This window comes from Pseudomonas sp. BS3767, assembly GCF_900099665.1.
Classification (GTDB): Bacteria; Pseudomonadota; Gammaproteobacteria; order Pseudomonadales; family Pseudomonadaceae; genus Aquipseudomonas; species Aquipseudomonas cerasi.
In genome coordinates this window covers 1080580-1105642 of record NZ_FNCX01000001.1, presented here as the reverse complement: position 1 = coordinate 1105642, position 25063 = coordinate 1080580, and the positions used below count along the sequence as shown (strand labels likewise).

Genomic DNA, 25063 nt, shown 5'->3' with positions numbered 1-25063 from the left:
TTTTGCGTGTCAGATGCGCTTGGCCTGAGCGGCTGCGTTACCGATGTAATTGGCAGGCGTGAGCTTCTTGAGCTCGGCCTTGGCTTCGGCAGGCATGTCCAGGCCATCGATGAAAGTCTGCAGCGCTTCAGGGCCGATGCCCTTGCCGCGTGTCAGCTCTTTCAGTTTTTCGTACGGGTTTTCGATGTTGTAACGACGCATGACGGTTTGAATCGGCTCTGCCAGAACTTCCCAGCAAGCGTCCAGATCGGCCGCAATGCGCTGCTCGTTCAGCTCCAGCTTGCTGATGCCCTTGAGGCTGGCTTCGTAGGCAATGACGCTATGGGCAAAGCCGACGCCCAGGTTGCGCAGTACGGTGGAGTCGGTCAGGTCTCGCTGCCAGCGGGACACAGGCAGCTTGCTCGCCAGATGCTGGAACAGTGCGTTGGCGATGCCCAGGTTGCCTTCGGAGTTTTCGAAGTCGATCGGGTTGACCTTGTGCGGCATGGTCGAGGAGCCGATTTCGCCAGCAATGGTGCGCTGCTTGAAATAGCCCAGCGAGATATAGCCCCAGATGTCGCGGTCGAAGTCGATCAGGATGGTGTTGAAGCGGGCAATGGCGTCGAACAGCTCGGCAATGTAGTCGTGCGGTTCGATCTGCGTGGTGTAGGGGTTGAAACCCAGGCCCAGCTCGTCTTCGATGAAGGCCCGCGCATTGGCTTCCCAGTCGATGTCTGCATAGGCAGAGAGGTGGGCATTGTAGTTGCCGACTGCGCCGTTGATTTTGCCGAGCAACGGGACTGCTGCGATCTGACTGATCTGGCGCTCGAGGCGGTAAACGACGTTTGCCAACTCCTTGCCCAGTGTGGTCGGGGAGGCGGGCTGGCCGTGGGTGCGGGACAGCATCGGCACGTCTGCAAAGCGAATCGCCAGCTCGCGGATGGCGTCGGCGATCTGGCGCATCAGTGGCAGCACTACGGTGTCGCGACCCTCGCGCAGCATCAGTGCGTGAGACAGGTTGTTGATGTCTTCACTGGTGCAGGCGAAGTGGATGAACTCGCTGACCTTTTCCAGCTCTGGCAATTTGGCAGCCTGCTCCTTGAGCAGATACTCCACAGCCTTCACATCATGATTGGTGGTGCGCTCGATTTCCTTGACGCGCTCGGCATGTTCCACGGAGAAGTCTTCAGCCAGGGCATCCAGGATGGCATTGGCTTGCGCGGAGAAGGCCGGGACTTCGGTGATTTGCGGGTGAGCCGCAAGACGCTGGAGCCAGCGAACTTCAACCATCACGCGGAAACGGATCAGGCCGTATTCGCTGAAAATAGGGCGCAAGGCCTGGGTTTTGCCGGCGTAGCGGCCATCAACAGGGGAAACCGCAGTGAGCGAAGAAAGCTGCATGGGATGCTCTCGGACAGTCGGGCGACGAAAAGGGCGCATATCATACATGAAAAGTCAGTCGGACCGGAGCCCGCCGACCAGCGTAGACAGCGTCGTGCCTGGGGTGGTGAAGGTCATTGGCGCGCGGCGGGTCAGCCGTGCAGCAATGGGTAGAGTTCTTTCAACAACTTGCGGCGGCTGAACACCAGTTGCCAGCGATGACCGCCAACTTGCCGCCACAGGCGGGCAGAGCGAATACCGGCCAGCAGAATGCCGCGAATCTTCGAGGCGTTGTTCGGCTGCTGCAGGTTACGCATGTCGCCTTGTACCTGAATGCGCTGGCGCAAGGTACTCAGGGTGTCCTGGTACAGCGCGCCGGTCGCGGCAATCACGTTCTCATGGGCGATGCCAAAATGCTCGACCTGGGACTGAATCACCGGAATGCGTTTGCCGATCACTTCAAGCAGGTCGTCGCGCTTGGCCAGCTGGCGCTCGAGGCCGAGCATCGACAGGGCGTAGCGCAACGGTTCGCGTTGCAAGGTTGCCGGGTCACGTTCCAGGGCGCTGGCCATGGCGCGATAGCCTTCGTGCAGGTTGAGATCGTCGCCGCCGTAAACGTCCAGCGTATCCTTGGGGTCGACCACCAGCAGGCTGCCGAGCATGCAGCTCAGGGCTGCTTCGCTGATCTGACCGGTCTTGGCGATCCGGTCGACCAGCACGGCGGCCTGGAATACACCGCCCAGAGCGATCAGTTGTTCCTGAGTCGGGCTCATCAACGCTTGTCCTTGCTGGTCCAGGGTTCGGCAATTTCGATCACGCCGCCGCCCAGACAGATTTCGCCGTCGTAGAACACCACGGACTGGCCGGGGGTGACGGCGCGCTGCGGGTCATCGAATGTGGCGCGGTAACCGTCAGCGGTCTTTTCCAGCGTGCACGGCTGGTCGCCTTGACGATAACGGACCTTCGCGGTGAGCTTGCGCGGGCTGCTCAGGTCGATCGGGTTGACCCAATAGATTTCCGAAGAAACCAGCGCACGGGAAAACAGCCAGGGGTGATCATTGCCCTGACCGACAATCAGTTCATTGTTGTCCAGGTCCTTGACCAGCACGTACCACGGATCATCACTGGCGTCCTTGAGGCCGCCGATGCCCAGGCCCTGGCGCTGGCCGATGGTGTGGTACATCAGGCCGCTGTGACGACCGATGACTTCACCCTCGGTGGTCTTGATTTCGCCGGGCTGGGCGGGCAGGTACTGGCGCAGAAAATCAGTGAAGCGGCGCTCGCCAATGAAGCAGATTCCGGTGGAATCCTTCTTCTTGGCAGTGGCCAGGCCGTGTTTTTCGGCAATGGCCCGGACTTCCGGTTTTTCCAGTTCGCCAACCGGGAACAGCGTCCGGGCGATCTGCTCGCCGCCAACGGCGTGCAGGAAGTAGCTCTGGTCCTTGTTCGGGTCCAGGCCCTTGAGCAGCTCGGTACGTCCATCGATATCACGGCGGCGCACGTAATGGCCTGTAGCGATAAGGTCAGCGCCCAGCATCAGTGCGTAGTCGAGAAACGCCTTGAACTTGATTTCGCGGTTACACAGGATGTCCGGGTTTGGGGTGCGCCCGGCCTTGTACTCTTCAAGGAAGTGCTCGAAGACGTTGTCCCAGTACTCGGCCGCGAAGTTGGCCGTGTGCAGCTTGATGCCGATCTTGTCGCACACGGCCTGGGCGTCCGCCAGGTCTTCGCGGGCGGTGCAGTATTCCGTTCCGTCGTCTTCTTCCCAGTTCTTCATGAACAAGCCTTCCACCTGATAACCCTGCTCCATGAGCAGTACGGCGGAAACGGAAGAGTCCACGCCGCCGGACATGCCGACTATGACGCGCTTCATTTCTGAGTTCGAGGGGGCTGGATCACGCATGGGGGTTCAACGGCTGACCTGTAAAAGGACGCGATTCTATCAGGCTGAGGGCGTCGAGTCTCACGCCTTGTCGCGCAGCAGGTCGAGACTGAAATGTTCGCCATCGAGGTAGTCGTCCAGACAACGCAATACCAGCTCGCTGCGCCAGCGCTCCTGTTGGGCCACTAGTTCATCGCGAGTCAGCCAGACTGCGCCGACGATGCCTTCATCGAGTTGATACTCCGGGTGGTGGCGCAGGCCCTTGGCGGCAAAGCAGATTCGCTGGTAGGTCACGCCATTGCTCGGCGCGGTGTACAGGTAGATGCCCACCACGCTGGTCAATTCGACGTCCCAGCCGGTTTCTTCCAGGGTTTCACGCACGGCGGCACGTTGCAGGCTTTCGTTCGGGTCCAGGTGTCCGGCGGGTTGGTTGAGTACGGCGCGTCCGCCTTTGATTTCCTCAACGAAAAGAAAGCGGCCTTGATCTTCGACGATGGTGGCGACGGTAACGTGGGCTTGCCAGGTCATGGTAATGGTCTCTTTGCAGGGGATTGGGTCAGCCGTAACAGCTTATTGGTGCTCGAACTGCAGGTCATGCCTCAGGGCGCTGACGCAGAAGTCCACAAAGGCTCGCACTTTGGATGAGCGACGACGGCCCTCCAGGTAAACGACGTGAACCGGTTCCGGCGTTATTTCGAACGTCTCCAGAACACACTTGAGCCTGCCTTCCTGCAGGTGATCGCGTATCTGATAGTACGGCACCTGGGTCAGCCCCCATCCTTGTAATGCCGCGCTGATCGCCGCCTGATAAGACGTCAGGCTGAGTCTCGAGGCGACATCGACCGAATAATTATTGTCATCGATCCGGAAAAGCCATTGAGGCGGGCGTTCGGCGGTGGTGGTTGAAACCGTCGAATGCTGTCGCAAATCGTCGGGATGCTGCGGAACTCCATGCTTTTCGAGATAGGCCGGGGATGCGCAAACCATGCGCCGCACGCTACCTGTCGGGATTGCGGTCAGAGACGAATCGGGCAGGGCACCGATCCTGACGGCCACGTCGACGCCCTCATCGAGCATGGACACTACTCGGTCGACCAGAATGGCACGGATGTCCACAGCCGGAAAACGCTCGAGAAAGCTCGTCATTACGGGCACGACATGCAGCGCGCCGAACATCTGGGGTGCGGTGATCGTCAGCAGGCCGCCTGGCACTGCATGCAAGCCGCCTGCCGCGCTTTCAGCCTCATCAAGGTCGGCAAGCAGTCGGCGGCAATCAGCGGCGAAGCGCTGGCCCGCCTCGGTGAGCCGCATGTTGCGAGTGGTGCGCACCACCAGCAGGATGCCCAGGCGGCTCTCCAGACTCGCGACAGCCCGGGTTACCGTGGCGGTCGACAGGCCAAAGTGGCGGGCTACCCCGGCAAAACTGGTTTGCTCGGCAAGTCCGGCAAAAAGCGTCATTTCCTGAATACGGTCCATAGGCAGCCTGCTTGCCACGAAAGATGCGAAATCGTATCAGCATTTCAGAAATTGAAAGGGTGAATTGATTTTTTCGGTAATTCTGCAGTCCAGTTGCAATGACTAGGATGGCGACTCATTCATCCAGCCCGGTCAGACTCTGCTATGAAAAATTCCGGTTCAGTCGACGCTGAAAATGCCGCATCCGGTGTCAGTCGGCGCAAGGTTTTACAGGCGTCAGCGTTAGGCGCTGCTTCTGCTCTCGGGGCGTCGTTGGTGAGCGCCGCTTCTGCAAGCAATAAACCTCTATCCAGGGAAAGTGCAATGAACATTGATGATGCCTTCCGCGTGACGTTTCACACTCAGCAGGTAGGGGACGTCAATGTGTTCTATCGCGAAATCGGAGCCAAGGACGCCCCTGTGCTGCTGTTGCTTCATGGTTTCCCGAGTGCCAGTCACATGTTTCGTGACCTGATGCCATTGTTGGCGAGTCAGTACCGCCTGATCGCTCCCGATCTGCCCGGATTCGGTAATACCAAAGCACCACCGCGCGGGCAGTTCGATTACACATTCGAAAACCTTTACAAGGTAATCGAGGGCTTCACCGAGGCGCTGGGCCTGAAGAAGTATGCGTTATACATATTCGACTATGGCGCACCGACAGGTTTGCGGCTCGCAGCGGCGAACCCGGAGAAGGTCACCGCAATCATCAGTCAGAACGGCAATGCCTACCTGGAGGGATTCAGCGATCAATGGGGCCCGTGGCAAGCCTATTGGCGCGAGCCTTCGGCAGCCAATCGCGAAGCCTGTCGCGCCTCGCTCTCACCGCAAGTCATCCGGGACTGGCAATACGGTACGGGAGCCGATCCTGAAAAGCTTTCTCCCGATGGCTGCAACCTCGACATTCTGTATATGGCGCGGCCGGGCGCAGAAGAGATCCAGCTTGATCTGATTCTCGACTACCGCAGTAACGTAGCGGCTTATCCCTCGTTTCAGGAGTACCTGCGCAAATATCAGCCACCCTTGCTGGCGGTCTGGGGCAAGCACGATCCTGCGTTCATACCTCCGGGCGCGCATGCTTTTCGCAAAGACGTTCCGGCGGCTGAAGTGCATCTGCTGGATGCAGGCCACTTTGCATTGGAAACGCACGCGCCGGAGGTCGCTGAATACATTCGCGACTTTCTTTCGCGCGCGCTGAAAAGCTGAAGTGGGTAATCATGTTCTTGAGCAGGGATCTCCCAGGCTTGCGAGATCACACCTGTAACTGAAATTTTTCATGGGTAAAAAAAATCCCCGGCAACAGGCCGGGGATTTTTTTGCGAGGCGGTGCATTTTTATGCACCGCCTCGGATTGCCTCTTACAGCGCGGCGATAGCCGCGTTGAGCGTGGCGCTCGGGCGCATGGCCTTGCTGGTGACTTCCGGGTTAGGGAAGTAGTAGCCGCCAATGTCTACCGGCTTGCCCTGAACCGCGTTCAGCTCGGCAACGATTTTTTCTTCGTTGTCGGTCAGGGTTTTCGCCAGAGGTGCGAACTGCGCCTTGAGGTCTGCATCGTCGTTCTGAGCCGCCAGTGCCTGAGCCCAGAACAGGGTCAGGTAGAAGTGGCTGCCGCGGTTATCGATACCGCCGACCTTGCGCGAAGGCGACTTGTTACGGTCCAGGAACTCGCCAGTGGCCTGGTCGAGGGTCTTGGACAGAACCAGTGCTTTCGGATTGTTGTAGGCATGGCCCAGATGCTCGAGGGACGCTGCCAGAGCCAGGAATTCACCCAGCGAATCCCAGCGCAGGAAGTTTTCCTCGACGAACTGTTGCACGTGCTTCGGAGCCGAACCACCTGCGCCGGTTTCGAACAGGCCGCCGCCGTTCATCAGCGGAACGATCGACAGCATCTTCGCGCTGGTGCCCAGTTCCATGATCGGGAACAGGTCGGTCAGGTAGTCGCGCAGTACGTTACCGGTGACCGAAATGGTGTCCTTGCCTGCGCGAGTGCGTTCCAGGGTCAGCTTCATCGCGTCGACAGGTGACAGGATCTGGATATCCAGGCCCGATGTGTCGTGGTCGCCCAGGTACTTGCGCACTTTTTCGATCATCACGCTGTCATGGGCGCGGGACGAATCCAGCCAGAAGATAGCCGGGGTATTGCTGGCGCGGGCACGATTGACGGCCAGTTTCACCCAGTCCTGAATCGGCGCGTCCTTGGCCTGGCACATGCGCCAGATATCGCCCGCTTCGACCTTCTGTTCCATCAGCAGGTTGCCCTGGCTGTCAGTTACACGAACAACGCCGTTGGTCTGAATGTGGAACGTCTTGTCGTGGGAGCCATACTCTTCGGCCTTCTGAGCCATCAGGCCGACGTTCGGTACGCTGCCCATGGTGGTCGGGTCGAATGCGCCATTTTTCTTGCAGTCTTCGATGACTGCCTGATAGATGGTGGCGTAGCAGCGATCCGGAATCACGGCCTTGGCATCGTGCAACTGACCGTCTGTGCCCCACATCTTGCCGGAGTCACGAATCATTGCCGGCATTGAGGCGTCGACGATGACGTCGCTTGGCACGTGCAGGTTGGTGATGCCCTTGTCGGAATTGACCATCGCCAGCTGTGGGCGAACGGCGTAGACCGCTTCGATATCAGCCTTGATTTCTGCCTGCTTGTCAGCGGGCAGGCTAGTGATGCGCTCGTACAGGTCGCCGATGCCGTTGTTCAGGCTGAAGCCGATCTGCTTGAGCGTATCAGCGTGCTTGGTCAGCGCATCCTTGTAGAACTCGTCGACGATCTGGCCGAACATGATCGGGTCGGAGATCTTCATCATGGTCGCTTTCAAGTGCACCGAAAACAGCACGCCCTGCTTGCGGGCGTCTTCGATTTCGGCAGCAATGAAGCTGCGCAGGGCCTTGGCGCTCATGACCGAGCAGTCGACGACTTCGCCAGCCTTGACGGCGGTTTTTTCCTTCAGGACGGTGGTGGTGCCGTCCTGAGCGACGAGTTCGATCTTGACGGTATTGTCGGCCGCGATCTCGGCGGCTTTTTCGCTGCCGTAGAAGTCGCCGTTGCTCATGTGTGCAACGTGAGCCTTGGAGTCAGCTGACCAGGCGCCCATCTTGTGCGGGTGCTTGCGCGCGTAGTTCTTGACCGACAGCGGGGCGCGGCGATCGGAGTTGCCTTCGCGCAGAACCGGGTTCACGGCGCTGCCCTTGGTCTTGTCGTAGCGTGCGCGGGTTTCTTTTTCCGCGTCAGTGGCAGGATTTTCAGGGTAGTCAGGGATGTTGTAGCCCTGATTCTGAAGCTCCTTGATGGTCGCCTTCAATTGCGGGACCGAGGCGCTGATGTTAGGCAGCTTGATGATATTGGCTTCTGGCGTGGTAGCCAGTTTGCCCAGCTCGGCGAGATGATCCGGCACTTTTTTGTCGGCAAGCAATTCCGGGAAGCTGGAAAGAACACGGCCCGCCAGAGAAATGTCGCGTGTTTCCACGTCGATATCGGAGGTCGCTGTGAACGCTTCGATAATAGGCAGCAGGGAGTAGGTGGCGAGGGCCGGAGCTTCGTCGGTGAAGGTGTAGATGATCTTCGAGCGGTTGGACATTCGTATTAACTCTCTTTTGCTGAGCATGCACAAAATCTCGATACGCGCATTCTAAGCGCGCTTGCCCACGGTTCGGCCATGAGCCAGGTCGAGGTTTATTCGCGGTGATGTTGGGTGCATCAGTCGAGCGTCAAGCTGTCGGGTCAGGTAGCAGCCCGACGCATAAGGAAGGCCGAGGGTCAGAATTCGGACGGGTCGGCCTTGATGACTCTGCGGTCACGGCGCGAGTATATCAAACCATTGGCACCAAGCATTAATGCTATGCGAGCTATCGAAAAATGAATATCCGCCGTTGGTCGAACGTGCGGTTTGCCAGACAGGCACTCGGAGTGGCTGGCGCATCGGCCCCAGCAGGCCTGAAGGTAGGGCGAATTCGATGGGAGAGGGGCGAACTTCCATTGTACGGGCTGGGCTGCGCAGGCCATATGAACGTCCTGGAGTCTGGGCATCCGCGGTGCAACAACCGCTAATTCGATACCCTGTGGAGCGCGACGGGTATAAAGCAGACCAACATAGCTGTCTCTTTATGTGTCCGGCAAAGCTCATTGCGTGCTTCTGGCAGTTCGGCTGCTCTGATGGCTGCCGTTATACATCAACTGACTTTTTCAACACGAGCATCAGGCGTCCGCGTGAGCGTGGTCCTGCTGAAGCAGCGGCTGCGTGTCCTTTGCCGGATCCAGCTTTTTCTCTTCCGAGCTGTTGATTTTTATTGCCTGCAGCCCTTTAGGGCCGTGGGCGACTTCAAATCTGACTTTCTGGCCAGCCTTGAGGGTTTTGTAACCTTCCATTTCGATAGCCGAGAAATGAACGAACAGGTCCTCGTCACTCTTGCCTTCAGCGTTTATGAACCCAAACCCTTTTGCATTGTTGAACCACTTGACTTTTCCTTCAATCATCACCATCTCCCTCTGCAAAGGACTCCGTCAGGAGTATCATCCACTTCAATCCGCTACCCACCCAAAAAATTTTGGTTGACTGTGCGGACCCTTTTTACCCAATGTGGGCTCTATTGGTTGTAACACCGTTTAGCTGATAGTCAAGGTCATGTGGCAGCCCATTTAAAAACCGTCCAGACTGCGACTAAATTGCTCAATCCGCCCTCAAACGAACATTTCTTTCCATGCATGCATTCAGCAAGATTCGACTAACATTCAATCAGGATGATCCGCAGTCGCACGAGGACGACTCGGCGGGCATTGCGGTGCAGGACGCCAAGCCGACCCTGCAGGCGCCACCGATGTACAAGGTGGTTTTATTCAACGATGACTACACCCCGATGGATTTCGTCGTAGAAGTGCTCGAGGTGTTTTTTAACCTGAATCGTGAGCTGGCTACCAAAGTCATGCTGGCCGTCCATACAGAGGGACGGGCAGTCTGCGGATTGTTTACCCGCGACATCGCCGAGACCAAGGCAATGCAGGTCAATCAATACGCCAGGGAGAGCCAGCATCCGCTACTCTGTGAGATCGAGAAGGACGGTTAAACGCCGACCACTTGGGTATGAGGTGAAGCTATGTTAAACCGTGAGCTCGAAGTCACCCTCAATCTTGCCTTCAAGGAGGCACGTTCGAAGCGTCATGAGTTCATGACGGTCGAGCATCTCCTGCTGGCTCTATTGGACAATGAGGCTGCAGCCACTGTACTGCGTGCCTGCGGCGCAAACCTCGATAAACTCAAGCATGATCTGCAGGAGTTCATCGACTCCACCACTCCGCTGATCCCCGTTCATGACGAGGACCGCGAGACACAACCGACGCTCGGGTTTCAGCGCGTGCTGCAACGGGCAGTCTTCCACGTGCAGAGCTCCGGCAAGCGCGAAGTGACCGGTGCCAACGTGCTGGTTGCGATTTTCAGTGAGCAGGAAAGCCAGGCCGTATTTCTGCTCAAGCAGCAGAGCGTGGCCCGGATTGATGTCGTCAACTATATCGCCCACGGTATCTCCAAGGTTCCAGGGCATGGCGAACACTCTTCTGAAGGTGAACAGGATATGCAGGATGACGAGGGCGGTGAAGCATCTTCCTCAGGCAATCCTCTGGATGCCTATGCCAGCAATCTGAACGAGTTGGCGCGTCAGGGGCGCATCGATCCACTGGTCGGCCGCGAAAGCGAAGTCGAGCGGGTGGCACAGATTCTGGCTCGTCGCCGCAAGAACAATCCTTTGCTGGTCGGTGAAGCGGGTGTCGGTAAAACGGCCATCGCCGAAGGTCTGGCCAAGCGCATCGTCGACAATCAGGTGCCTGACCTGCTTGCCAACAGCGTCGTCTACTCGCTCGATCTTGGCGCGTTGCTGGCCGGGACGAAATACCGCGGCGATTTCGAGAAGCGCTTCAAGGCGTTGCTCAATGAACTGCGCAAGCGTCCTCAGGCGATCCTGTTCATTGACGAGATCCATACGATCATCGGTGCTGGCGCAGCGTCCGGCGGGGTAATGGATGCTTCCAACCTGCTCAAGCCGCTGCTGTCTTCCGGCGAGATCCGTTGCATCGGTTCGACGACCTTTCAGGAATTTCGCGGGATTTTCGAGAAGGATCGTGCCTTGGCGCGTCGCTTCCAGAAAGTCGATGTGTCCGAGCCTTCGGTCGAGGACACCATCGGCATCCTGCGCGGCCTGAAAAGCCGTTTCGAGCAGCATCACAGCATCGAATACAGCGACGAAGCCCTGCGCGCCGCCGCCGAGCTCGCCTCGCGCTACATCAATGATCGTCATATGCCTGACAAGGCCATTGACGTGATCGATGAGGCGGGTGCCTATCAGCGTCTGCAGCCTGTCGAGCAGCGCGTCAAGCGCATCGATGTGCCTCAGGTCGAAGACATTGTCGCCAAGATCGCGCGCATTCCGCCAAAACACGTCAACAGCTCCGACAAGGAACTGCTGCGTAACCTGGAGCGTGATCTCAAGCTCACCGTCTTCGGGCAGGATGCGGCCATCGATTCGTTGTCGACTGCGATCAAGCTGTCCCGTGCAGGCCTCAAGTCGCCTGACAAGCCGGTCGGTTCTTTCCTGTTCGCCGGCCCTACGGGCGTCGGAAAGACCGAGGCGGCGCGTCAGTTGGCCAAGGCACTGGGCGTCGAGTTGATCCGTTTCGACATGTCCGAGTACATGGAGCGGCATACCGTTTCCCGTCTGATCGGTGCGCCTCCGGGTTACGTCGGTTTCGACCAGGGCGGTCTGCTGACCGAGGCCATTACCCGCCAGCCACATTGTGTGCTGTTGCTCGATGAAATCGAAAAGGCTCACCCGGAAGTCTTCAATCTGCTTCTGCAGGTGATGGACCACGGTACGCTGACCGACAACAACGGGCGCAAGGCGGACTTCCGCAATGTGATCGTGATCATGACCACCAACGCCGGGGCTGAGTCTGCTGCGCGCGCTTCGATCGGTTTCACGCATCAGGACCACTCGTCCGATGCGATGGAAGTGATCAAGAAGAGCTTCACGCCAGAGTTCCGCAACCGTCTGGATACCATCATTCAGTTCGGTCGCCTCAGCCACGAAGTCATCAAGAGCGTGGTCGACAAGTTCCTCACCGAGCTCCAGGCCCAGCTGGAAGACAAGCGCGTACTGCTCGAAGTGTCCGAGGCGGCGAGAAGCTGGCTGGCGCAGGGTGGTTACGATGCGGCAATGGGTGCCAGACCGATGGCTCGCCTGATTCAGGACAAGATCAAACGGCCTCTCGCCGAAGAGATCCTGTTCGGCGAACTGTCAGAGCATGGCGGCGTGGTTCACATCGATATCAAGGATGGCGAGATCACCTTCGATTTCGAAACCACGGCAGAAATGGCCTGATAGCCGACGCCTCGCCCCGCATCATTGACGGATGCGGGGCAGGTCGAGGACATCGATTGTAAAAAACAGGCATACAAAAACGCCCGGCTTATGCCGGGCGTTTTCGTTAATACCTGTTTAGCGAGCGCGGTAGGTGATGCGCCCTTTGCTCAGGTCGTAGGGCGTCAGCTCTACACGCACTTTGTCACCGGTCAGAATACGGATGTAATTCTTGCGCATCTTGCCGGAGATATGCGCGGTTACGACGTGCCCGTTTTCCAACTCCACGCGAAACATGGTGTTGGGCAGGGTGTCGACGACAGTGCCTTCCATTTCGAAGCTGTCTTCTTTCGACATGCAGTAAAGCCCTCGGTATACAAATGAGTGGCCCGGTGCAAGTGGCGCCAGGCAAAAGCGGCGTGCATTGTGCCCGAAAAAACCAGTTTAAGCCAAGGGGTTCAATACAGAGTGACCCATCTTTGATTGGTGAGCAGCTCGATGGGGCGATATTGAGTCTTGTAATTCATCTTTTTGCAGTTCTTGATCCAGTAGCCGAGGTACACCGCCTGCAGTTGCAGTCTGGCCGCTTCGGCGATCTGCCACAAAATGGCGTAACGGCCCAGACTGCGGCGTTCTTCATCGGGTTCGTAGAACGTATAGACCGCCGAAAGCCCGTTGGGCAGCAGGTCGGTGACGGCAACTGCCAGCAGACGTTGATCGACACGAAATTCGTAAAAGCGCGAGAAAGGCAGGTCGCGAACCAGAAATGTCGAAAATTGCTCCCGGCTCGGCGGGAACATGTCGCCGTCAGCGTGCCGTTGTTCAATATAACGCTGATAAAGATCGAAGTATTCCTGAGTGAAAACAGGTTTGGCGCTTTGCACCTGAATGTCGGCATTGCGTTTCAGAATACGTTTTTGCTGACGGTCGGGAACGAAGAGGCTTACCGGAATGCGTGCGGGTACACACGCGCTGCAGTTCTGGCAGTGCGGGCGATAAAGGTGATCACCGCTGCGGCGAAAACCCATGTCAGACAGGTCGGCATAGACCTGTACATCCATCGGCTGGCTGGGGTCCAGAAACAGGGTCGTCGCCTGCTCTTCGGGCAGGTAACTGCAGGTGTGCGGTTGAGTGGCATAAAACTTCAGCCTCGCCAGCTCTGTCATGGTCGTCGCCTAATGGTGAATCCTTACCCATGAGTGTATGCCAGCCTGTCAAACTCGCCTAGCTGACCAGTCAGCGTCGGTCGGCTGATCAAGATGGCGGGACAGGTAATCGGCGAAAGTCTGCCGAGGAATGGCGCGCGCGCCGAAGCTGTGCAGATGCTGAGTGGGCATCTGGCAGTCGATCAACACAAATCCCCATTCAGTCAAATGCTCTACAAGGGTGGCAAAGCCGACCTTGGAGGCGTTATCTGCCCGGCTGAACATCGATTCGCCGAAAAACAGCTGGCCCATTGCCAAGCCATAAAGCCCACCGACCAGCTCATCCTGATCCCAGACCTCGACGCTGTGCGCATGTCCACGGCGGTGCAGCTCGATATAGGCCTCCTGCATCGAGCCGGTTATCCAGGTTTCGTTGGCATAGCTGCGAGGGGCGGCGCAGGCCGTGATCACGCTGGCGAAGTCCTGATCGAAGGTCACCCGATAGCGCGACTGGCGCAGAACCTTGCCAAGACTTCGCGAGACGTGCAGTTCTTCGGGAAATAACACAGTGCGCGGATCGGGGGACCACCAGAGAATCGGCTGACCGTCCTGAAACCAGGGAAAGCAGCCGTGTCGATAGGCGCTGATCAGGCGATCGGCCGACAAGTCTCCGCCTGCGGCAAGCAAGCCGTTGGGTTCGCGGAGGGCTTTTTCCAGTGGCGGAAAATCGAGGCTGTTGCGGTTCAACCAGGTCAGCATGGCATCACAACTTTGCGGAAGGGGAGGGCGCACCTGTCTGTAAGTGCAACTCTGTGCGACAGGCGTGGTCACAAGCGGTTGTCATTATGGCGCGTACCTTGTGCATGCGGTAGGGCGCGAGTCTCGCAGCGGTCGTGTGGTCGTTCAAGTTGCGGGCCGTTGATAGAAACACGCCATAAGCCTTTGTCACAAAACGTAATGCATGCTCAAATTGAACATCATCAGTGAAGGTGAAAGCATGTTGTGTCTTGCGGAACCGTCTGAAGTGGAGATGGTGTGTTTTCGTACAGACTCAAGTGGCTGTAAAGCCGTACAATGCCTGTTTTGGGCGTTATCATTCAAGCGTCTGTCGACAGGCTTTCCCGCTGTCTGCACTCCCTGTCCATTCGGGAGCCGTCAGTGCCGTCCGACAGCCGTTTCTGGTCAATCAACGAGATGTTCGCGCTACCGCGCAGGAAATAAAGCGTTTTGAAGAAATCCACCCCCGCACCCAGCGCTGTCCCGCTTTGGCGGCAGCAATTGCACTACCGGCTCAAGGAAGGGGCCCTGATCGCCTTTGGCGCACTGTGCCTGTATCTGATGATGGCCTTGCTGACCTACGATCAGAGCGATCCCGGCTGGAGCCACACCAGCAGCAATGCGGCGCAGGTTCAGAATGCCGCAGGGCGTGCAGGTGCGTTCTGTGCCGATATTCTGTTCATGGTTCTGGGCTACTTCGCCTACATCTTCCCACTGTTGCTGGCGATCAAGGCCTGGCAGGTGTTTCGCCATCGCCATGAGCCTTGGCAATGGAGCGGCTGGCTGTTTTCCTGGCGTCTGATCGGGCTGGTGTTCCTGATCCTCGCGGGTGCTGCGCTGGCGCATATTCACTTCCATTTTTCGGCCGGTTTCCCCGGTTCGGCAGGCGGTGTGCTGGGCGAAGTGCTCGGCGATCTGGCCAAGAAAGCCCTGAATATTCAAGGCAGCACCTTGCTGTTCATTGCCCTGTTTCTGTTTGGCCTGACGGTGTTTACCGACCTGTCCTGGTTCAAGGTGATGGATGTCACCGGCAAGATCACCCTCGATCTGTTCGAACTGTTTCAAGGCGCTGCGAACCGCTGGTGGACCGCCCGTGCCGAGCGCAAGCAGATGGTTGCGCAGTTGCGTGAGGTGGACATGCGTGTCAACGATGTGGTGGCGCCTGTGGCGCCCGATCGTCGCGAGCAGGCCAAGGCCAGAGAGCGCCTGGTCGAGCGTGAAGCGTCGTTGAGCAAACACATGACCGAGCGCGAAAAGCACGTGCCTGCGGTCATCGCGCCAGCGCCTTCGAAGCCTGTAGAGCCCAGCAAGCGTGTCATGAAGGAAAAGCAGGCCCCGCTGTTCGTGGATAGCGCAGTGGAAGGCACGCTGCCGCCGATTTCCATCCTCGACCCGGCAGAGAAGAAGCAGCTCAACTATTCCCCGGAGTCTCTGGCGGCCGTCGGTCATTTGCTGGAAATCAAGCTCAAGGAATTCGGTGTGGAGGTGTCGGTAGACTCCATCCATCCCGGTCCGGTAATTACTCGCTACGAGATCCAGCCAGCTGCCGGCGTCAAGGTCAGCCGCATTTCCAACCTCGCCAAGGACCTTGCGCGCTCGCTCGCCGTGACCAGCGTTCGTGTGGTCGAGGTGATTCCGGGCAAGACCACCGTCGGTATCGAGATCCCTAACGAAGACCGCCAGATCGTGCGTTTCTCCGAGGTGTTGTCCACACCCGAATACGATAACGCCAAGTCGCCCGTCACCCTGGCGCTGGGCCACGATATCGGCGGCAAGCCGGTGATTACCGATCTGGCGAAGATGCCCCACCTGCTGGTGGCCGGTACGACCGGTTCCGGTAAATCGGTGGGTGTGAACGCCATGATCCTGTCGATCCTGTTCAAGTCCGGCCCGGAAGACGCCAAGCTGATCATGATCGACCCGAAAATGCTCGAGCTGTCCATCTACGAAGGTATTCCGCACCTGTTGTGTCCGGTGGTCACCGACATGAAGGACGCCGCCAACGCCTTGCGCTGGAGCGTTGCCGAGATGGAGCGCCGCTACAAGCTGATGGCGAAGATGGGCGTACGTAACCTGTCCGGCTTCAATCAGAAGGTCAAGGAAGCTCAGGATGCCGGCGAGCCGCTTGCCGATCCGCTTTACAAGCGCGAAAGCATTCATGACGAAGCGCCGCTGCTGAGCAAACTGCCGACCATCGTCGTGGTGGTGGACGAGTTCGCCGACATGATGATGATCGTCGGCAAGAAGGTCGAAGAGCTGATCGCGCGTATCGCCCAGAAGGCGCGTGCGGCGGGGATTCACCTGATCCTCGCGACCCAGCGTCCGTCGGTGGATGTGATCACCGGTCTGATCAAGGCCAACATTCCGACGCGTATGGCGTTCCAGGTGTCGAGCAAGATCGATTCGCGGACCATCATCGACCAAGGTGGCGCCGAACAACTGTTGGGCCACGGTGACATGCTGTACATGCCGCCGGGCACGAGCCTGCCGATCCGTGTGCATGGCGCGTTCGTTTCCGACGAAGAAGTGCATCGTGTGGTAGAAGCCTGGAAGCTGCGAGGTTCCCCGGACTACAACGACGATATTCTCGCTGGCGTCGAAGAGCCCGGCAGCGGCTTTGATGGCGGTGGCGGCGAAGGCAGTGAAGACAGCGAAAGCGACGCGCTTTACGATGAGGCCGTCAAGTTCGTGCTGGAAAGCCGTCGCGCCTCGATTTCTGCCGTACAGCGCAAGTTGAAGATCGGCTATAACCGCGCAGCGCGCATGATCGAAGCGATGGAAATGGCAGGGGTCGTGACCTCCATGAATACCAACGGTTCGCGCGAAGTCCTGGCCCCCGGGCCGGTGCGCGACTGATTTTTATCACCCCGTATTGCGGCGACGGCGTGCACGCCACGCTGTCGCATCATCATCGACTTCAAAGAGGAATCCAATGCGCCTTATCCGCATGCTGTTGGCCACCGCACTGACCTTCTCCATGATCCCCGCCCATGCCGACAGCAAAGACGTGGCGCGCCTGACTCAGTTGCTGGAGAAATCCCAGACCCTGACCGCTCGTTTCTCGCAACTGACGCTGGACGGTGGCGGTACTCAGTTGCAGGAAACCACCGGCGAAATGGCCCTGCAACGCCCAGGCCTGTTCAACTGGCATACCGATGCGCCACAGGAGCAGTTGATGGTCTCGGACGGCAAGAAAGTCTCGCTGTGGGACCCTGATCTGGAGCAGGTCACGATCAAGAAGCTCGACCAGCGCCTGACCCAGACTCCAGCCTTGCTGTTGTCCGGTGATGTGTCGAAGATCAGCGAAAGCTTCGATATCACCGCGAAAGAGGCGGGTGGCGTGATCGATTTCGTGCTCAAGCCCAAGACCAAGGACACGCTGTTCGACAGCCTGCGCCTGTCGTTTCGCAACGGTATCATCAACGACATGCAGTTGATCGATAGCGTGGGTCAGCGCACCAATATCCTGTTCACCGGGGTCAAGGCCAACGAGTCGATCGCAGCCAGCAAGTTTCAGTTTCAGATTCCCAAGGGCGCTGATGTCATTCAAGAATAAAAGGGCCGATTTCTGACCATGGATCTGTTCAGCCGCGAACCGATAGCTCAGCCTCTGGCTGCACGTTTGCGTGCTACCAACCTGGATGAATATGTCGGTCAGGAACATGTGCTTGCCCACGGCAAGCCTCTGCGTGAGGCGCTGGAGCAGGGCGCACTGCACTCGATGATTTTCTGGGGCCCGCCCGGCGTCGGTAAAACCACCCTGGCGAAGCTGCTGGCCAAAGTGTCGGACGCGCACTTCGAGACGGTTTCGGCAGTGCTCGCCGGGGTCAAGGAAATCCGCCAGGCCGTCGAAGTCGCCCGTCAACAGGCCGGACAGTACGGCAAGCGCACTATCCTGTTCGTCGACGAAGTGCACCGCTTCAACAAGTCACAGCAGGATGCCTTCCTGCCTTACGTCGAGGACGGCACGCTGATCTTTATCGGCGCGACCACCGAAAACCCGTCGTTCGAACTCAACAACGCCCTGTTGTCCCGGGCGCGTGTCTACGTGCTCAAAAGCCTGGACGAGGCGGCGCTGCGCAAGCTGGTCAACCGTGCCCTGACCGAAGAGCGCGGGCTGGGCAAGCGGCAGCTGACCCTGAGCGATGAGGGGTTTGCGATTCTGATGTCCGCCGCCGATGGCGACGGTCGGCGCATGCTCAATCTGCTGGAGAACGCCTCGGATCTGGCCGAAGACGGCAGCGAAATCGATGTCGGGCTGCTGCAGAGCCTGTTGGGTGACAGTCGACGCCGCTTCGACAAGGGCGGCGAGGCGTTCTACGACCAGATATCGGCGCTGCACAAGTCGATTCGCGGTTCCAATCCCGATGCGGCCCTGTACTGGTTTGCGCGGATGATCGACGGCGGCTGTGATCCGCTTTATCTGGCGCGCCGCGTGGTGCGCATGGCCAGTGAAGACATCGGTAATGCCGATCCTCGTGCGCTGCCGTTGTGCATGTCCGCCTGGGATGTACAGGAACGCCTCGGCAGTCCCGAGGGCGAACTGGCGGTCGCGCAGGCCATTGTCTATCTCGCCTGTGCGCCGAAAAGCAACGCGGTCTACATGGCGTTCAAGGCGGCCATGCGTGAAGCGGGCGAGCACGGTTCGCTGGAGGTTCCGCTGCACTTGCGCAATGCGCCTACCAAGCTGATGAAGCAGCTCGGTTACGGTGAAGAATATCGCTATGCCCATGACGAGCCCGATGCTTATGCGGCTGGCGAAGACTACTTTCCAGACGAGCTGGAGCCACGGCAGTATTACCAGCCTGTACCTCGCGGTCTGGAACTCAAGATCGGCGAAAAGCTCAGGCATCTGAACGCATTGGACGATGCCAGTCCTCGTAAGCGGAGAAAGTGATGATTCAGACTATTCTTGCGGTGTCGATTGCCGGGATCGCTGGTACATTATTGCGCTTTGCGACTGGCACCTGGGTCAGCGCCAACTGGCCACGTTATTTTTACGCGGCGACGCTGGCGGTCAACATCGTCGGGTGCCTGATCATCGGTGTACTGTACGGACTGTTCCTGCTGCGTCCGGAAGTGCCCATCGAAATTCGTGCCGGCTTGCTTGTCGGCTTTGTAGGCGGTCTGACGACCTTTTCATCCTTTTCACTGGATACGCTGCGCCTGCTGGAAAGCGGGCAGGTACCGCTGGCCCTCGGCTATGCCGGTATCAGCGTATTCGGCGGGCTGCTCGCAACCTGGGCTGGCCTGTCCCTGACCAGACTTTGATAGACGAGAGAACGATATGCTCGATTCCAAACTGTTACGTACTCAACTTCAGGACGTAGCGGATCGCCTGGCTTCCCGTGGTTTCACACTGGATGTGGCGCGCATTGAATCGCTGGAAGCCCAGCGCAAGGTAGTGCAGACCCGCACCGAACAGCTGCAGGCCGAGCGCAATGCACGTTCCAAATCCATTGGTCAGGCCAAGCAGCGCGGCGAAGATATTGCGCCGTTGATGGCTGATGTCGAGCGCATGGGCAACGAGCTGAGCGAAGGCAAGGTCGAGCTGGACGGCATTCAGGCCGAGCTGGATGCGCTGGTGCTGAGCATCCCGAACCTGCCTCACGAATCCGTGCCGGTCGGTGCCGACGAAGAGGGCAACGTCGAAGTGCGTCGCTGGGGTACGCCGACGCATTTCGATTTCGAGGTCAAGGATCACGTTGCGCTGGGCGAGAAGTTCGGCTGGCTGGATTTCGAGACTGCCGCCAAGCTGTCCGGCGCGCGCTTTGCGCTGCTGCGTGGCCCGATCGCGCGTCTGCACCGTGCCCTGGCACAGTTCATGATCAATCTGCACATCAACGAGCACGGCTACGAAGAGACCTACACGCCGTATCTGGTGCAGGCTCCAGCGTTGCAGGGCACAGGTCAGTTGCCCAAGTTCGAGGAAGACCTGTTCAAGATCTCCCGCGAAGGCGAAGCCGATCTGTACCTGATCCCGACTGCCGAAGTATCGCTGACCAATATCGTGTCGGGTGAAATTCTCGATGCCAAACAGCTGCCTCTCAAGTTTGTTGCCCACACCCCTTGCTTCCGTAGTGAAGCGGGCGCGTCCGGGCGTGATACCCGCGGCATGATTCGCCAGCACCAGTTCGACAAGGTCGAGATGGTCCAGATCGTTGCGCCTGACGACTCCATGGCCGCGCTCGAGTCGCTGACCGGCAACGCCGAACGCGTGCTGCAACTGCTTGAACTGCCTTATCGCACGCTGGCGCTGTGCACCGGCGATATGGGTTTCAGTGCGGTGAAGACCTACGATTTGGAAGTCTGGATTCCGAGCCAGGACAAATATCGCGAAATCTCTTCCTGCTCCAACTGCGGTGATTTCCAGGCGCGGCGCATGCAGGCTCGCTGGCGCAACCCGGAAACCGGCAAGCCGGAGCTGGTCCACACCCTCAACGGGTCGGGCCTGGCGGTAGGTCGCACACTGGTGGCAGTGCTGGAGAACTATCAGCAGGCGGACGGTTCGATTCGTGTGCCTGAGGTGCTCAAGCCGTACATGGGCGGCCTTGAGGTCATCGGTTAAATGGAATTTCTGCCGCTGTTCCATAACCTGCGTGGCAGCCGGGTGCTGGTGGTTGGCGGCGGTGAAATTGCCCTGCGCAAATCACGCCTGATTGCCGACGCCGGTGCAGTGCTGCGCGTGGTTGCGCCGGAAGTCGAGGCACAACTGAGCGAACTGGTTGTCCAGAGCGGCGGTGAGATGATCCTGCGCGGATACAGCGAATGCGACCTCGAAGGTTGCGTGCTGATCATTGCGGCGACGGACGATGAGCCGCTCAATGCTCAGGTGTCCCGCGATGCCCGCTTGCGTTGCGTTCCGGTCAACGTAGTCGACGCCCCGGCGTTGTGTACGGTGATCTTCCCGGCCATCGTCGACCGCTCGCCGCTGGTGATCGCCGTGTCCAGTGGCGGCGATGCGCCGGTGCTGGCCCGTTTGATTCGCGCCAAGCTGGAAACCTTGATTCCCTCCAGCTACGGGCAGCTCGCCGGACTGGCTGCGCGCTTTCGCAATCAGGTCAAAGGCCTGTTTCCGAATGTGCAGCAGCGCCGAGCGTTCTGGGAGGATGTTTTTCAGGGCGCCATTGCCGACCGCCAGCTGGCCGGGCAGGGTGCTGAAGCCGAACGTATGCTGATCGCCAAGATTGCCGGCGAGCCGCCTTCTGAGACCGGTGAGGTCTATCTGGTGGGTGCGGGTCCCGGTGATCCGGATTTGCTGACTTTTCGCGCCTTGCGCCTGATGCAGCAGGCGGATGTGGTGCTGTATGACCGCCTGGTCGCGCCAACGATTCTTGACCTGTGCCGTCGTGATGCCGAGCGTGTTTACGTTGGCAAACGCCGTGCGGAGCATGCCGTTCCGCAGGAGCAGATCAACCAGCAACTCGTGGCACTGGCAAAACAGGGCAAGCGAGTGGTGCGTCTGAAGGGCGGGGATCCGTTTATCTTCGGCCGTGGCGGCGAGGAAATCGAAGAGCTGGCGGCGCATGGCATTCCGTTTCAGGTGGTGCCTGGCATCACCGCTGCCAGCGGTTGCGCGGCGTATGCGGGTATACCGTTGACGCACCGTGATCATGCGCAATCGGTGCGCTTCATCACCGGGCACTTGAAAAACGGTACGACAGATCTGCCCTGGTCAGACCTGGTAGCGCCTGCGCAAACACTGGTGTTTTACATGGGGCTGATCGGTTTGCCGGTTATCTGTGAGCAATTGATCCGGCACGGTCGCTCTGCCGACACGCCTGCTGCGCTGGTTGAGCAGGGCACCACCGTCAATCAGCGTGTGTTCACGGGTACCTTGGCAAACTTGCCGCAACTGGTCGCCGAGCATGATGTTCATGCGCCGACGCTGGTGATCATTGGTGAGGTGGTCAAATTGCGTGAAAAGCTGGCGTGGTTCGAGGGCGCTCAGGCGACTCTCTGATGCCATTGGTGGGTAGCCCGTCCGGGCTATCCACCACTTCCGGCTACTTCAGTTGCTCCATACACCTTCACCGGAAAGTCGCTCACGATCGTGATCTGCCTGCAGATCGAGTGCTGGCCCCTTCGGTATGATGCCGGTCGGGTTGATGGTGCGATGGCTCCCGTAGTAATGCCCTTTGATGTGCTCGAAACTCACTGTTTCTGCGATTCCCGGCCACTGATACAGCTCGCGTAGCCAGTTGCTGAGATTGGGGTAGTCCGCGATGCGCCGCAGGTTGCATTTGAAGTGGCTGTAATACACCGAATCGAAGCGCACGATGGTGGTGAACAGGCGTATGTCGGCTTCAGTGAGGTGTTTGCCTGTCAGGTAGCGCTTTTCGCCGAGGAGGTTTTCCAGCACGTCCAGTTCAGCGAACACGTCGTCGAACGCCTCCTCATATGCTCCCTGCGAGGTGGCGAAACCAGCCCGGTACACGCCGTTGTTGACCTTCGGGTAGATCTGCTCGTTGAGTTCGTCAATGCTCGCGCGTAACGCTTGCGGGTAGAAATCCAGCGTATTGCCGGTCAGCTCGTCGAACGCGGAGTTGAGCATGCGGATGATTTCCGCAGATTCGTTGCTGACGATGCATTGCTGCTGCTTGTCCCACAGCACCGGAACGGTGACGCGGCCGGTGTATCGAGGGTCGTCGGCGGTGTAGCGCTGGTGAAGGAACCGCAGGTCATCCAGTGCATCGCCGCTGGAGCCTTTCTGCTGATCGAAGGTCCAGCCGTTTTCCAGCATCAGCCAACTGACCACCGAAACATCGATCAGGCTTTCCAGGCCCTTGAGCTTGCGCAAAATAAGCGTGCGGTGTGCCCACGGGCAAGCCAGAGACACGTACAGGTGATAGCGGCCCGCCTGCGCAGCAAACCCGCCTGCACCCGACGGTCCCGGCTGTCCATCGGGGGTGACCCAACTGCGTCGCTGAGCATTTTCGCGCTGAAATGCGCCATCTTTGCTGCTTTCGTACCACTGGTCTTGCCAGTGTCCTTCGACCAGAAGGCCCATGTCTGACTCCCATTTCCAGGTTATAGAGCTTGGAGGTCAGCGCAGGTGCATCGGTTCGACTGGATTATGGCCTTTCATTGTCGAAAGGCCGACGGGTCATAGATTCGTGTCGCGGCGATCCCAGAATACCTGCGCTTTGGCGAAGGCTTCGTCACGATCAGCGCCCAGGCCGCGCAAGGCGAGCGCCATGGTCGATATCAATGCCAATTGCGGGTAACTGTCTTCGATCTCTCCTCGCCACAAGGCCAGCAGTTGCTGCGGGTCGAGCGTCGCCGGTTTTACGTGGCGGCGCGGTGAGAGCGCTGGCCATTCTTCATCCCACGGCTGACCGCCGGTGGTGCCGTACAGGTGGCTGATGGTGTCAGGGTTGATCTCGATTTCGCCGCCATCACCTTTGACCACGATGGCGTTGTCACCGAGCAGGCTGCTGGCATCGCGATGCACGCTTTGATAGCCCGGGTGAAAAATGCTTTGCAGGCCGCAGCGCGCCTGCAGCGGATTAAGAATGCGTGCCAGCGAATGAATGGGCGAGCGTAGCCCCAGCGTGTTGCGCAGATCGATCATGCGTTGCAACTGCGGTGCCCAGTCGGCGAGCGGAATGAACGCCAGATGTTCTTGCTCAAGCGAGGTCTTGACCACTGACCAGTTGCGGCACAGCGGGATCTTCAGCTGGTCCAGCAACTGCTCGGTGTACAGACGCCCTGCGGTATGCGCGCCGCCGCCGTGCAGGAGAATCCTGACGCCGTTTTGCGCCAGGCATTTGGCTGCCAGCAGATACCAGGGCAGATGACGCTTTTTCCCGGCGTAGGTCGGCCAGTCGATGTCGACCTGCATGGCGGGAGCGTTGAGACGTTCACGCACCGCTTCGGTAAACCCCGCCAGCTCCTCGGGGCTTTCTTCCTTATGGCGCAGCAGCATCAGAAAAGCCCCGAGCTGGGTGTCCTCGACTTTTTCATCGAGCAGCATGCCCATGGCTTCCCGTGCTTCCTCGCGAGTCAGGTTGCGCGCGCCACGTTTGCCTTTGCCCAAAATGCGAACGAAGGTCGCAAAAGGATGTTCTTCAGGTGTTTCAGTGACAAGCGCAGCGTAATCATTCATATGCAATTGGTCGGTTTTGGCAGGCCCGCCAGCTTGGCGGCGAGTTTGGCGGGAGTGCCGTTGAACAGGCGGTTGAGGTGCATGCTGTTGCCTTTTTCCGCACCCAGCTTCAGCGCGGTGTATTTGATCAGCGGCCGCGTCGCGGGCGAAAGCTGGAACTCGGCGTAAAAGCCGCGCAGCAGTTCGAGGATTTCAAGGTGCTCTGCACTTAGCTCGATACCTTCCTCGGCGGACAGGGCGTGGGCGACGTCCAGCGACCAGTCGCTGAGGTCTTGCAGAAAACCATCCTTGTCCAGTTCGATGCTGCGCCCGTCAATGTTCAACTGTTTCATAACCAGGTATTGACCTTGTCGAAGCGCAACGACAGTTCCACGAACGCCGGGTAATCGATGCTGTTGACTCCGGCGGGGAGGGGTAGATTGCGTGCGCTAATGTCTTCGTCGAGGGCGAACAGTTGCGATGAGTCGACCAACGACTGAAGGGCTTTGAGCTGCGCACTGGATGGCATCAGCGCATAGGTGGCATCGCCACAGAGCAGTACGCCATCATCCTTGCCCAGCAAGCGCAGGCAACTGTCCAGCCGGGTGTCGGCAAACGGCGAGTGAGAGAGAACGTGCAAAGTAGCCATCAGATTGTGATCACCTCGTCGTACCGGTCAAAAAGCGCTGACAATTCCGCGCGCGTAGTCAATTGGCTCATCTCTTCGCTCAATACGCCAGGAGAGATGCCGCGCTCGGCCAGGCTCTGTCCGCAGACGTAAAGGTCTTCGACACCGAACATCGGCAGGGCTTTCAGGTTTGCGGTCAGGTCTTTCTGTTGCAGGGCGTCGGGCGACTGCTGTGGCGACAACTGAAAAACCCCGTCGTCCAGAAACAGCAGGCCTACCGACAGATCGAATGCCCCGCCCGCCAGTACGATATCCAGTGCTTCGCGGGCACCTGGACCGGACCACGGCGACTGACGGCTGACAACCAATAGTGATCTGGGCAT

The 25063-nt window shown here is 58.8% G+C and carries 24 protein-coding genes; 9 read left to right on the top strand and 15 right to left on the bottom strand.

The window, feature by feature from the left end; genetic code table 11:
• Positions 1–9: 9 nt before the first annotated feature.
• From purB to BLR16_RS04280, 5 genes are all read right to left on the bottom strand, one after another.
• On the bottom strand, positions 10–1380 hold the full coding sequence (gene purB, locus BLR16_RS04300; protein WP_003371741.1) for an adenylosuccinate lyase: 1371 nt from the start codon (positions 1378–1380) through the stop codon (positions 10–12).
• Between the two features lie 131 nt (positions 1381–1511).
• Complete coding sequence (hflD, locus tag BLR16_RS04295) at positions 1512–2132, bottom strand: high frequency lysogenization protein HflD (RefSeq protein ID WP_003405097.1); 621 nt, start codon at positions 2130–2132, stop codon at positions 1512–1514.
• A complete protein-coding gene (gene mnmA, locus BLR16_RS04290; protein WP_011168961.1) occupies positions 2132–3262 on the bottom strand; it encodes a tRNA 2-thiouridine(34) synthase MnmA in 1131 nt (376 codons plus the stop codon). Before mnmA ends, hflD begins: the two co-directional genes overlap by 1 nt.
• Positions 3263–3322: 60 nt before the next feature.
• Entirely contained in the window at positions 3323–3769 is a 447-nt protein-coding gene (locus BLR16_RS04285; protein ID WP_003350322.1) for an NUDIX hydrolase, read from the bottom strand.
• A gap of 42 nt (positions 3770–3811) precedes the next feature.
• Positions 3812–4717: a LysR family transcriptional regulator gene (locus tag BLR16_RS04280; protein ID WP_024663379.1), complete on the bottom strand. Its 906-nt coding sequence runs from the start codon at positions 4715–4717 to the stop codon at positions 3812–3814.
• A gap of 303 nt (positions 4718–5020) precedes the next feature.
• On the opposite strand from BLR16_RS04280, the gene BLR16_RS04275 reads away from it, so the two are divergent.
• Positions 5021–5902 (top strand): alpha/beta fold hydrolase, encoded by an 882-nt coding sequence (locus BLR16_RS04275; protein WP_074805962.1) that lies wholly within the window; start codon positions 5021–5023, stop codon positions 5900–5902.
• A gap of 152 nt (positions 5903–6054) precedes the next feature.
• On the opposite strand, the gene BLR16_RS04270 is transcribed toward BLR16_RS04275, so the two are convergent.
• Together BLR16_RS04270 and BLR16_RS04265 are read right to left on the bottom strand one after the other, a co-directional pair.
• Positions 6055–8277 carry an NADP-dependent isocitrate dehydrogenase gene (locus BLR16_RS04270; protein WP_044308824.1) on the bottom strand — a complete coding sequence of 741 codons (2223 nt, stop codon included), beginning with the start codon at positions 8275–8277 and terminating at the stop codon, positions 6055–6057.
• Between the two features lie 617 nt (positions 8278–8894).
• The gene (locus tag BLR16_RS04265; protein WP_032609879.1) at positions 8895–9179 is read right to left on the bottom strand and encodes a cold shock domain-containing protein; all 285 of its coding nucleotides are present in this window, start codon (positions 9177–9179) and stop codon (positions 8895–8897) included.
• A gap of 218 nt (positions 9180–9397) precedes the next feature.
• On the opposite strand from BLR16_RS04265, the gene clpS reads away from it, so the two are divergent.
• Both clpS and clpA read left to right on the top strand, forming a co-directional pair.
• Positions 9398–9760, top strand: a complete 363-nt coding sequence (gene clpS / locus BLR16_RS04260) for an ATP-dependent Clp protease adapter ClpS (protein ID WP_003405085.1) — start codon at positions 9398–9400, stop codon at positions 9758–9760.
• A 30-nt stretch (positions 9761–9790) separates the two neighbouring features.
• Positions 9791–12064, top strand: a complete 2274-nt coding sequence (clpA, locus tag BLR16_RS04255; protein WP_003371759.1) for an ATP-dependent Clp protease ATP-binding subunit ClpA — start codon at positions 9791–9793, stop codon at positions 12062–12064.
• 117 nt (positions 12065–12181) lie between these two features.
• Here clpA and infA read toward each other — a convergent pair whose 3' ends face one another.
• From infA to aat, 3 genes are all read right to left on the bottom strand, one after another.
• Positions 12182–12400, bottom strand: a complete 219-nt coding sequence (gene infA, locus BLR16_RS04250; RefSeq protein ID WP_002553999.1) for a translation initiation factor IF-1 — start codon at positions 12398–12400, stop codon at positions 12182–12184.
• A 101-nt stretch (positions 12401–12501) separates the two neighbouring features.
• Positions 12502–13209, bottom strand: a complete 708-nt coding sequence (locus tag BLR16_RS04245) for an arginyltransferase (RefSeq protein ID WP_003371761.1) — start codon at positions 13207–13209, stop codon at positions 12502–12504.
• Positions 13210–13257: 48 nt separating this feature from the next.
• Complete coding sequence (gene aat, locus BLR16_RS04240) at positions 13258–13947, bottom strand: leucyl/phenylalanyl-tRNA--protein transferase (protein ID WP_044308822.1); 690 nt, start codon at positions 13945–13947, stop codon at positions 13258–13260.
• Between the two features lie 468 nt (positions 13948–14415).
• Between aat and ftsK the strand changes: the two genes are divergently transcribed.
• The 6 genes from ftsK (at position 14416) to cysG (ending at position 21928) form a co-directional block, all read left to right on the top strand.
• Positions 14416–16821: a DNA translocase FtsK gene (gene ftsK / locus BLR16_RS04230; RefSeq protein ID WP_058417278.1), complete on the top strand. Its 2406-nt coding sequence runs from the start codon at positions 14416–14418 to the stop codon at positions 16819–16821.
• Positions 16822–16897: 76 nt separating this feature from the next.
• Complete coding sequence (gene lolA, locus BLR16_RS04225; RefSeq protein ID WP_003371767.1) at positions 16898–17521, top strand: outer membrane lipoprotein periplasmic chaperone LolA; 624 nt, start codon at positions 16898–16900, stop codon at positions 17519–17521.
• Between the two features lie 18 nt (positions 17522–17539).
• Positions 17540–18862, top strand: a complete 1323-nt coding sequence (locus BLR16_RS04220; protein WP_003405078.1) for a replication-associated recombination protein A — start codon at positions 17540–17542, stop codon at positions 18860–18862.
• A complete protein-coding gene (gene crcB, locus BLR16_RS04215; protein WP_003317947.1) occupies positions 18862–19236 on the top strand; it encodes a fluoride efflux transporter CrcB in 375 nt (124 codons plus the stop codon). Before BLR16_RS04220 ends, crcB begins: the two co-directional genes overlap by 1 nt.
• Before the next feature lie 16 nt (positions 19237–19252).
• Positions 19253–20533, top strand: coding sequence for a serine--tRNA ligase (serS, locus tag BLR16_RS04210; protein WP_003436002.1), 1281 nt, complete (start codon positions 19253–19255; stop codon positions 20531–20533).
• Positions 20534–21928: a siroheme synthase CysG gene (gene cysG / locus BLR16_RS04205; protein WP_092194112.1), complete on the top strand. Its 1395-nt coding sequence runs from the start codon at positions 20534–20536 to the stop codon at positions 21926–21928.
• 48 nt (positions 21929–21976) lie between these two features.
• Here the strand turns inward: cysG and BLR16_RS04200 are convergent, their stop codons facing one another.
• The 5 genes from BLR16_RS04200 to tusC all read right to left on the bottom strand — a co-directional run bounded on the left by BLR16_RS04200 (position 21977) and on the right by tusC (position 25063).
• Entirely contained in the window at positions 21977–22975 is a 999-nt protein-coding gene (locus BLR16_RS04200) for a glutathione S-transferase family protein (protein ID WP_074805970.1), read from the bottom strand.
• Between the two features lie 96 nt (positions 22976–23071).
• Positions 23072–24073, bottom strand: coding sequence for a glycosyl transferase family protein (locus tag BLR16_RS04195; RefSeq protein ID WP_074805973.1), 1002 nt, complete (start codon positions 24071–24073; stop codon positions 23072–23074).
• Entirely contained in the window at positions 24070–24405 is a 336-nt protein-coding gene (locus tag BLR16_RS04190) for a TusE/DsrC/DsvC family sulfur relay protein (RefSeq protein WP_003317943.1), read from the bottom strand. Before BLR16_RS04190 ends, BLR16_RS04195 begins: the two co-directional genes overlap by 4 nt.
• Positions 24402–24701 carry a sulfurtransferase complex subunit TusB gene (tusB, locus tag BLR16_RS04185; protein ID WP_074805977.1) on the bottom strand — a complete coding sequence of 100 codons (300 nt, stop codon included), beginning with the start codon at positions 24699–24701 and terminating at the stop codon, positions 24402–24404. Before tusB ends, BLR16_RS04190 begins: the two co-directional genes overlap by 4 nt.
• Positions 24701–25063, bottom strand: coding sequence for a sulfurtransferase complex subunit TusC (gene tusC / locus BLR16_RS04180; protein ID WP_058417283.1), 363 nt, complete (start codon positions 25061–25063; stop codon positions 24701–24703). The genes tusB and tusC overlap by 1 nt, the downstream gene beginning before the upstream one ends.

Excerpts from the sequence above, each read along its gene's own strand:
- purB (WP_003371741.1), bottom strand. The coding sequence starts at position 1,380 with ATGCAGCTTTCTTCGCTCACTGCGGTTTCCCCTGTTGATGGCCGCTAC.
- hflD (WP_003405097.1), bottom strand. The coding sequence starts at position 2,132 with ATGAGCCCGACTCAGGAACAACTGATCGCTCTGGGCGGTGTATTCCAG.
- mnmA (WP_011168961.1), bottom strand. The coding sequence starts at position 3,262 with ATGCGTGATCCAGCCCCCTCGAACTCAGAAATGAAGCGCGTCATAGTC.
- BLR16_RS04285 (WP_003350322.1), bottom strand. The coding sequence starts at position 3,769 with ATGACCTGGCAAGCCCACGTTACCGTCGCCACCATCGTCGAAGATCAA.
- BLR16_RS04280 (WP_024663379.1), bottom strand. The coding sequence starts at position 4,717 with ATGGACCGTATTCAGGAAATGACGCTTTTTGCCGGACTTGCCGAGCAA.
- BLR16_RS04275 (WP_074805962.1), top strand. The coding sequence starts at position 5,021 with ATGAACATTGATGATGCCTTCCGCGTGACGTTTCACACTCAGCAGGTA.
- BLR16_RS04270 (WP_044308824.1), bottom strand. The coding sequence starts at position 8,277 with ATGTCCAACCGCTCGAAGATCATCTACACCTTCACCGACGAAGCTCCG.
- BLR16_RS04265 (WP_032609879.1), bottom strand. The coding sequence starts at position 9,179 with ATGGTGATGATTGAAGGAAAAGTCAAGTGGTTCAACAATGCAAAAGGG.
- clpS (WP_003405085.1), top strand. The coding sequence starts at position 9,398 with ATGCATGCATTCAGCAAGATTCGACTAACATTCAATCAGGATGATCCG.
- clpA (WP_003371759.1), top strand. The coding sequence starts at position 9,791 with ATGTTAAACCGTGAGCTCGAAGTCACCCTCAATCTTGCCTTCAAGGAG.
- infA (WP_002553999.1), bottom strand. The coding sequence starts at position 12,400 with ATGTCGAAAGAAGACAGCTTCGAAATGGAAGGCACTGTCGTCGACACC.
- BLR16_RS04245 (WP_003371761.1), bottom strand. The coding sequence starts at position 13,209 with ATGACAGAGCTGGCGAGGCTGAAGTTTTATGCCACTCAACCGCACACC.
- aat (WP_044308822.1), bottom strand. The coding sequence starts at position 13,947 with ATGCTGACCTGGTTGAACCGCAACAGCCTCGATTTTCCGCCACTGGAA.
- lolA (WP_003371767.1), top strand. The coding sequence starts at position 16,898 with ATGCGCCTTATCCGCATGCTGTTGGCCACCGCACTGACCTTCTCCATG.
- BLR16_RS04220 (WP_003405078.1), top strand. The coding sequence starts at position 17,540 with ATGGATCTGTTCAGCCGCGAACCGATAGCTCAGCCTCTGGCTGCACGT.
- crcB (WP_003317947.1), top strand. The coding sequence starts at position 18,862 with ATGATTCAGACTATTCTTGCGGTGTCGATTGCCGGGATCGCTGGTACA.
- serS (WP_003436002.1), top strand. The coding sequence starts at position 19,253 with ATGCTCGATTCCAAACTGTTACGTACTCAACTTCAGGACGTAGCGGAT.
- cysG (WP_092194112.1), top strand. The coding sequence starts at position 20,534 with ATGGAATTTCTGCCGCTGTTCCATAACCTGCGTGGCAGCCGGGTGCTG.
- BLR16_RS04200 (WP_074805970.1), bottom strand. The coding sequence starts at position 22,975 with ATGGGCCTTCTGGTCGAAGGACACTGGCAAGACCAGTGGTACGAAAGC.
- BLR16_RS04195 (WP_074805973.1), bottom strand. The coding sequence starts at position 24,073 with ATGAATGATTACGCTGCGCTTGTCACTGAAACACCTGAAGAACATCCT.
- BLR16_RS04190 (WP_003317943.1), bottom strand. The coding sequence starts at position 24,405 with ATGAAACAGTTGAACATTGACGGGCGCAGCATCGAACTGGACAAGGAT.
- tusB (WP_074805977.1), bottom strand. The coding sequence starts at position 24,701 with ATGGCTACTTTGCACGTTCTCTCTCACTCGCCGTTTGCCGACACCCGG.
- tusC (WP_058417283.1), bottom strand. The coding sequence starts at position 25,063 with ATGCCCAGATCACTATTGGTTGTCAGCCGTCAGTCGCCGTGGTCCGGT.